Origin of the sequence: Paraplanobispora takensis (genome assembly GCF_016863195.1) — a bacterium.
In the GTDB taxonomy this organism is placed as follows: Bacteria; Actinomycetota; Actinomycetes; order Streptosporangiales; family Streptosporangiaceae; genus Planobispora; species Planobispora takensis.
This window is the reverse complement of the sequence record NZ_BOOK01000044.1, coordinates 63,872-71,004: the sequence shown is the minus strand read 5'-3', so window position 1 is coordinate 71,004 and position 7,133 is coordinate 63,872. Positions and strand designations below refer to the sequence as shown.

General features: G+C 73.2%; 5 protein-coding genes. 4 read left to right on the top strand and 1 reads right to left on the bottom strand.

What is annotated here, in order from left to right; translation table 11 throughout:
- The first annotated feature begins 194 nt into the window (after nucleotides 1-194).
- From Pta02_RS29295 to Pta02_RS29280, 4 genes are all read left to right on the top strand, one after another.
- A complete protein-coding gene (locus Pta02_RS29295; protein WP_203878195.1) occupies nucleotides 195-788 on the top strand; it encodes a TetR/AcrR family transcriptional regulator in 594 nt (197 codons plus the stop codon).
- Entirely contained in the window at nucleotides 785-1,633 is an 849-nt protein-coding gene (locus Pta02_RS29290; RefSeq protein WP_203878194.1) for an alpha/beta fold hydrolase, read from the top strand. Before Pta02_RS29295 ends, Pta02_RS29290 begins: the two co-directional genes overlap by 4 nt.
- 236 nt (nucleotides 1,634-1,869) lie before the next feature.
- Nucleotides 1,870-3,045 (top strand): FxsB family cyclophane-forming radical SAM/SPASM peptide maturase, encoded by a 1,176-nt coding sequence (locus tag Pta02_RS29285; protein WP_239131312.1) that lies wholly within the window; start codon nucleotides 1,870-1,872, stop codon nucleotides 3,043-3,045.
- The gene (locus Pta02_RS29280; protein ID WP_203878192.1) at nucleotides 3,042-4,496 is read left to right on the top strand and encodes an aKG-HExxH-type peptide beta-hydroxylase; all 1,455 of its coding nucleotides are present in this window, start codon (nucleotides 3,042-3,044) and stop codon (nucleotides 4,494-4,496) included. Before Pta02_RS29285 ends, Pta02_RS29280 begins: the two co-directional genes overlap by 4 nt.
- 7 nt (nucleotides 4,497-4,503) lie before the next feature.
- Here the strand turns inward: Pta02_RS29280 and fxsT are convergent, their stop codons facing one another.
- Nucleotides 4,504-7,062 carry an FxSxx-COOH system tetratricopeptide repeat protein gene (gene fxsT, locus Pta02_RS29275; protein ID WP_239131311.1) on the bottom strand — a complete coding sequence of 853 codons (2,559 nt, stop codon included), beginning with the start codon at nucleotides 7,060-7,062 and terminating at the stop codon, nucleotides 4,504-4,506.
- Nucleotides 7,063-7,133 lie beyond the last annotated feature (71 nt).

The window sequence follows — 7,133 nt, the reverse complement described above, 5'->3', positions numbered from 1 at the left end:
CTCCGGACCGGCGGACGGGAACGGCCGAAGGTCCCGCAGCGGGGGCGCGCGCCTCTGCGGGGATCCGCATCCGGGGAGGGGGATCATCGGGCGGCCGCGCCGCGTGCCCCCGGTCGTTTGTCATCCTTGCTTCCCGAGGATTAACCTAGGGCCATTAGGAAATATTTAGGTGCCCTAGGAAAGGTGGTGCGCGCATGCCGCGGGCCGGGTTGACGGCGGACCGGGTGACGCTCGCCGGGGCCGAGCTGGCCGACGAGGTCGGCCTCGACCACGTGACCATGGCGGCGGTGGCGCGACGGCTCGGGGTGAAGGACGCCAGCCTTTACGCGCACGTCCGCAGCCTGGAGGACCTGCGCGGGCGGATCGCGCTGCTGGCCGCGGACGAGAAGACCATCCGCATCGCCGAGGCCACCGCCGGGCGGGCCGGGAAGGACGCGCTGGTGGCGTTCGCGGACGCCTGGCGGCGGTACGCCCACGACCACCCCGGCCGCTACGCCGCGACGCAGATTCCGATGCAGATCGACCCCGAGCTCCTGGCCCGGGCGTCCGGGCCGCGGCGCGCGGTCGAGCTGACCTACAGCATGTTGCGCGCCTACGCGCTGGACGAGCCCGACCTGACCGACGCGGTCCGGCTGATGCGCAGCGTGCTCCACGGCTTCGTCAGCCTCGAGGCCGCGGGCGGGTTCGCGCACGCGCGTCCGGCGGAGGAGTCCTGGGTCCGCGGTCTCGACGCCCTGCACACCCTCCTGGAGCACTGGCCCGCCCCCCGTGAAGGAGATCCGGCATGACCACCCCGACCATCGGCCGCCTGCGCGTGGACGGCGCCACCCTGCACTACGAGGTGCGCGGCAGGGGCCCGCTGCTGCTGCTGATCCCGGGCGGCACCGGCGGCGCGGCCTCCTTCGACGGCGTCGCCGAGGACCTGGCCGCCGACTACACGGTCGCCTCCTACGACCCGCGGGGTCTGTCCCGCAGCCCGCTGGACGACCCGCAGGCCCCGCAGTCGGTCGCGCGGCACGCCGAGGACGCGTTCCGGCTGCTGGAACTGCTGTCCCCGGACGCGCCCGCCCGCGTGGCCGGTTGCAGCTCGGGGGCGATCGTCGCGCTGCACCTGCTGGCCGCCTGTCCCGGGCGGATCGAGCGCGTCGTGGCGCACGAGCCGCCGGTGGTGGAGGTGCTGCCCGACGCCGCCGAGCATCGCGCGCTGCTCGCCCGCGTCCGGGACACCTTGGAGCGGGACGGGCTGATGCCCGCGGCGGCCGTGTTCGCCGCCGGCCTCAGGCGGCCCGGCGCAGAGCCCGCCGAGCCCGCCGGCGTCCCCGCGGTGACCGGGCTGCCGCCGCAGGCGAGGGCGCGGGTCGAGCGGACGATGGCGGACATGCCCTACTTCCTGGGGCGCATCGTGCCGAGCTTCATGGCCTACACCCCGGACGTGGAACGCCTGGAGGCGCTGTCGGACCGGCTCGTCCTCGCCGCCGGAACGGACTCGCGCGGTGAGCTGCCCTACCGCCCCGCCGCCTTCCTGGCCGAGCGCCTCGGCACGGGGCTCGTCCACTTCCCCGGCGGGCACACGGGACTGAGCACCCATCCCGCCGAGTTCGGTGAACGGCTCCGCAAGGTGCTGGGCGCCTGATCCCCGTCCCGTCGCACGCGCCGGGAAGTCCCCGGCGGGAAAGCCCCCGGCGGGAAAGCCCCTGGTGAGAAAATCTCCGGCCGGATTCTCCGGAGGAGGCGGCGGCGGCCGAAACTTGACTCCCGGTGCGAAACTGTGCAAGACAAGGAATGGCGCAAGAGAGGGTGCCGCTTTTGTCGGAGAATCCGGGAACTGAAAAACCGTCGCCCGAAAACGCGTTTCCGGCCACGCTCGACGTGGACGGGCTGCTGGCCTCGGGGTGGCGGCCTCTGGCTTTCCAGCAGTTCATTCTGAAGGTTCACAGCCGCTGCGACCTGGCCTGCGAATACTGCTACATGTACGAGATGGCGGACCAGTCGTGGAGATCGCAGCCCCGGCGCATGTCCGAGGCCGTCGTGGACCGTACGGCGCGGCGCATCGCCGAGCACGCGGCGGCCCACGGGCTGGCCGAGGTGGAGGTGGTCCTGCACGGCGGCGAACCGCTCCTGGCGGGCGTGGACTTCCTCTCCCACGCCGTGCGCACGATCAGGGCCGAGGCGGCCGACGTCGGCACCCGCGTCCGCGTCGGCGTCCAGACCAACGGCCTGCGCCTCGACGACGGGTTCCTGCGGTTGTTCGACCGGCTGGAGGTCCGGGTGGGAGTGAGCCTGGACGGCGAGGAGGAGGCCCAGGACCGGCACCGCAGGTTCGCCGACGGAAGGGGGAGCCACGCGATCGTCTCGGCCTCGCTCCGCAGGCTGGCCTTCGGCCCCTTTCATCACCTGTTCAGCGGCCTGCTGTGCACGATCGACATCCGCAACGACCCGCTGGCGACCTACGAGGCGCTCCTGGCCTTCGACCCGCCCGCGATCGACTTCCTGCTCCCGCACGGCAACTGGTCCACGCCCCCGCCCTTCCGCGACCCCGGCTCGCCCGCCACGCCGTACGCCGACTGGCTGATCCCCGTCTTCGACCGCTGGTACGGCTCGCCGTCGGAGGAGACGGAGATCCGGCTCTTCACCGAGATCATGCGCCTGCTGACGGGACGGGCCTCGCGCACCGAGACGGTCGGGCTGTCCCCGACGCGCATGGCCGTCATCGAGACCGACGGCGGCATCGAGCAGTCGGACATCCTCAAGTCCAGCTACCACGGGGCCGCCGCGACCCGGATGCACGTCATGCGCGACCCGTTCGACGCCGTGCTGCGGCATCCCGCGATCGTCGCGCGGCAGATCGGCGAGCTGGCCCTCGCCCCGGTATGCCACGCCTGCGACGTCGTCTCCGTCTGCGGCGGCGGCCTGTACGCCCACCGCTACAACACCGTCGACGGGTTCATGGGGCCCTCGGTCTACTGTCCCGACCTCTACCGGCTCATCACCCACGTCCGCACGAGGGTCGCCCTCGACGTCGCCCGTCTGAAGGGAAGCCGATGAAGCTCCTGCCGTACCGCGTCTCCGAGGAGGTCTTCACCGAACTGGCGGCGGGCGGAGGGGGGACCGGAGCGGTGGGGGAGCTGCGGGCGCTGCAACGGGCCAGGCGGAGGCTGCTGGTACGGGGCGTCGTGGAGGAGGCGAGGGCGGCCGGTCACGCCCACGCCGGCCTCGCGGCCCGCGCCTACGACCTGCTGGCCGAGCTGGAGAGCGCCGACGCGGACGCGGTCGACGCCGTGCTGCGGCATCCCGCCGTGGGAGCGTGGGCGTGGCGGACCTACCGGGCGCTGACCGGAGAAGGCGCCGCGGGAACCGTCGTGGCCGGTTCCGGAGGGCCGGGGGCCGGGGCCGCCACCGATCCCGGAAGGCCGCAGGCGGGCGCCGCGGCCGGCTCCGGAAGGCTTGAGACGGGCGCCGCGGCCGGCTCCGCAGGGCCGGAGGTCGCCGCGGCCGATCCCGGGAGGCTGGGCGCGCTGGCCGTGGCGGCGGCCGTCAGGGCGCGGGTCGCGTGCGAGGTGCGCCTGCCCGTCCGGGGGAGCGCGATCATGCTGCCGTCGCTGGGCAGGGCGGTCCTCCGCCACGACCCCGGCGAGGTGGCGGACCTCGCCGTGCGGCCGGACGGCACCGGGGCGGAGCTCCGCGCCGGCCGCTGCGCCGTACGGATCGACCGGGGCGGTGACGCGCCGGGCTGGCAGGCCCTGCACCGTTTCCCGGTGGCCGACGGCTTCAGCCCGATCCTCGACGACCTCGACGAGTACCGGTGGGCCGACCACGACGTGGAGCCCCGGCTGAGCGCCGGGCGGCGCCGTACCTGGCAGGCGTGCCTCGACGGCGCCTGGCGCATCATGACAGCCGACCACCGGACGGTCGCCGAGGAGGTGGCCGCGGCGGTCTCGGTGCTCACTCCGATCAGGCCCCCGGCCTTCGGCCAGAACAGCGCCTCCGGCAGGGAGATCTTCGGAACCGTCGCGCTCTCCGAGCCGCGCCACGGCCTGGGGCTCGCCGCCACGTTCGCCCACGAGATCCAGCACGCCAAGCTCACCGCCCTGATCGACGAGGTCGACCTGACCCTGCCCGACGACGGCCGGCGCTACTACGCCCCGTGGCGGCCCGATCCCCGCCCCGCCTACGGCCTGCTGCAGGGCGCCTACGCCTTCATGGGGGTGGCGGACTTCTGGCGGCGCCGCCGGGGGCTGGAGCGGGGCGCCGCGGCGTTCCGGGCCCAGGTGGAGCTCGTCCGCTGGCGCGAGGGCGCGCACCTGGTCATCGGCACCCTCCTGGACAGCGGGGGCCTGACCGGGCGCGGCGAGGAGTTCGTCACCGGGATGCGGCGCACGGTCGAGCGCCTGCTGGCCGAGCCGGTGGACCTCGACGCCGCGGCGCAGGCCCACCGGGAGGCCGGGTGGCACCGGGCGGCCTGGAACCGGCGCAACGCCGGGGCGACCGGCCGCTGACACCCCATCAGACCGGCGGGGGGTCGAAGTCGCAGTCGACGCGCCGCCCTTCGTGGATGGCGAGCAGGTCGGGCGGGTCGGACGAGGACATGCCGGGCGGGTCGAAGCGCCGCAGAGTGTCGGCGTGCAGGAGGTCGGCCTCCTTGTCCGCCCCCGCCGCCCTCAGGTCGAGGACGAGGTTGGAGGCGCAGGCGAGCGTCAGATGGTGGTCCTCTCCGAAGACCTTGCGCAGCCGGTCGAGGGTGTCCTCGCCCAGCTCCCGCGCCCGGGCCGTCCCACCCGCGGCGGACAGGTCCGTCGCGAGGTCGACGGCGCAGGTCAGCGCGTAGTGGTGGTTGCGTCCCACCCGCACCGACAGGCGCTCCAGGGCGGCCTCGCTGAGGGCCCGGGCCTCGGCGACGTCCCCCCGCAGCCGGTGCAGGACCGCGAGGTTGACCCGGCAGGCGTGGGTGAACGGGTGGTCCTCCCCGAACACCTCCGGATAGCGGGGCACGGTCTCCTCCGCGATCCCGAACGCCTCGTCGATCTGACCGGCCGTGCGCAGGGTGTTGGAGACGTTGACGGCGGCGGCCATCGTGTCGGGGTGGTCGTCTCCGAAGATCCGCTGGAACCTCGCGTGCGTCTCGCGGGCGAGCTCCAGCGCGTCGGCGAGCTCACCGGCCCTGCGCCGGGCGATGGACAGGTCCTTGGCCGTGAGCAGCGTGGTGTGGTGGTCGAGGGACAACTGCTGGACGCCGTACTCGTAGGCCTCGTCGCCCAGGTCGCACGCCTCGGCGTAGGCGCCGCTCAGCCGCAGGGTGCGGGCCAGGCCGTTCCACGACAGCAGCACCGTGTTCTTGCTGACGCCCTCGGTCGCCTCGCTCTGCCCGAGGTAGGCCTCCTGGTGCAGCTCCCGCGCCCGCACGTAGTCACTGGTGAGGCCGTAGTCGAGGGCGAGGTTGTTGGTGACGCGCAGCGTCGCCGGGTGCACGGGCCCGAAGATGCGCTGGTGGGCCGCGAGGGACTCCTCCCCGAGCTCGCGGGCGCGCATGAACTCCCCTCGGGCCCGCAGGGAGCCTCCGTAGCCGTTGGCCGCCCAGAGGGTGTCGCGGTGCTCGCGGCCGAGCACCTCCCGCATCTCCTCCAGGGTCTTCTGGCCGCTCTCGTAGTCCTCGGCGTACCGGCCGAGCCCGCGCAGGATGTTGCCGCGGTGCGTCCGCGCCACCAGGACGTCCTTGTCCTGGGGGCCGCTGGCGGTGGTCCAGCGGGTGATGAAGTCGTCCACGAAGTCCAGGGCGGGCTGGTAGTTGCCCGCCTGGTAGAGGTAACGGACGCTGTTGAGGGCGAACTCGCGCACCCTGGGGTCGTCGCTCTCCGCCAGCCGCGAGGGCGCGATGTGGGCCACCAGCCCCTCGAAGTCACCCCATCGCTCCGTGGCCTCGGGAGTGGTGGGAGCCGCGCCCGCCAGCAGCAGATGGACCTCCTGGCGGGCCCTGTCCTGCTCGGCCGGCGGCAGGTCGTCGCGCAGCAGGGCCTGGACCAGCCGGTGGACCTGGACGGTGCGGGTCGTGGGATCGATGCGGGCCAGCGCGAAGCGCCTCAGCTCGCTCAGGGTCTTGCTCAGCATGATGGGGTCGGACAGGATCGCGCCCAGCTGCAGGCCGGAGGCGTTCTCGTCGCGGGGCAGGGCCTTGTTGCCCTTGCGGAAGACGTCCCGGGGGATCGGCTCGGGCCCGAAGAACGCGCAGCACCGCAGCACCTTGATGGCCTCGGGCAGGCGGTCCTCCAGCAGGGACACCGACACCCGCCAGGCGGCCGTCATCGACATCGGGTATCCGGTGGCCCGGTTCACGCCCAGCAGCCGGCCGGTCTGCTGGTCGAGCTGCTCGATGTACTCGTCGACCGACATGCCGGTCTCGTACTGCAGCGCGCCGGCCTGCTCCAGCGCCAGGGGGAGGTCGCCGAGCTTGTCGGCCAGGCGCGAGGCGTCCTCGCCGGGGACGTCGCGGTGCAGACGCCTCCTGAGGAACTCCACGCTCTCCTCCCGGTTGAAGACGTCCACCTGGAGGGTCTCGAAGTGGTTCTCCCACTGGGGGTTGCGCGAGGTGATCAGGACGTGGCCGGGGCCCCGGGGGACGAACTCCTCGATCTGTGCGGGATCCTCGGCGTTGTCGAAGATGAGCAGCCAGCGGTGGTACGGCTCGCCGCTCTGCAGCGTCCGGCGCACGGCCTCGGCCGCCTCCTCCACGCCCATCGCCGAGGCCGGGGGCAGCCCGAGGAAGGGGGCCATCATGGCCAGCGCCGAGGGCACCAGGACGCGCTGGTCGGAGGAGATCCACCAGACCAGGTCGTAGTGCGAGCGATAGCGGTGGGCGTACTCGATGGCGAGGTGGGTCTTGCCCACACCGCCCAGGCCCTGCAGCGCCTGGGGCTGGGGGACGACCGCGGTCACGGTGCTGATGCCCTGGCGCAGCCTGACGAGGAGGTCCTCCCGGCCGGTGAAGTTCCTGTTGCGGGGAGGCACCTTCTCCCAGATCTCGGGTTGCCGTTCCGGCATCGCGTGGGCGGTGCGTGAAAGCTCCGTCAATGTTGCCTCCACCTTGTAATAATGCCGGGAAGCTCCTGCGGTCATCCTAAAGGTTGATTCGGTGAAGATGG

Bases quoted from the DNA above. Each gene is read 5' to 3' on its own strand.
- Pta02_RS29290 (WP_203878194.1), top strand. From the start codon at position 785: ATGACCACCCCGACCATCGGCCGCCTGCGCGTGGACGGCGCCACCCTG.
- Pta02_RS29280 (WP_203878192.1), top strand. From the start codon at position 3,042: ATGAAGCTCCTGCCGTACCGCGTCTCCGAGGAGGTCTTCACCGAACTG.
- Pta02_RS29295 (WP_203878195.1), top strand. From the start codon at position 195: ATGCCGCGGGCCGGGTTGACGGCGGACCGGGTGACGCTCGCCGGGGCC.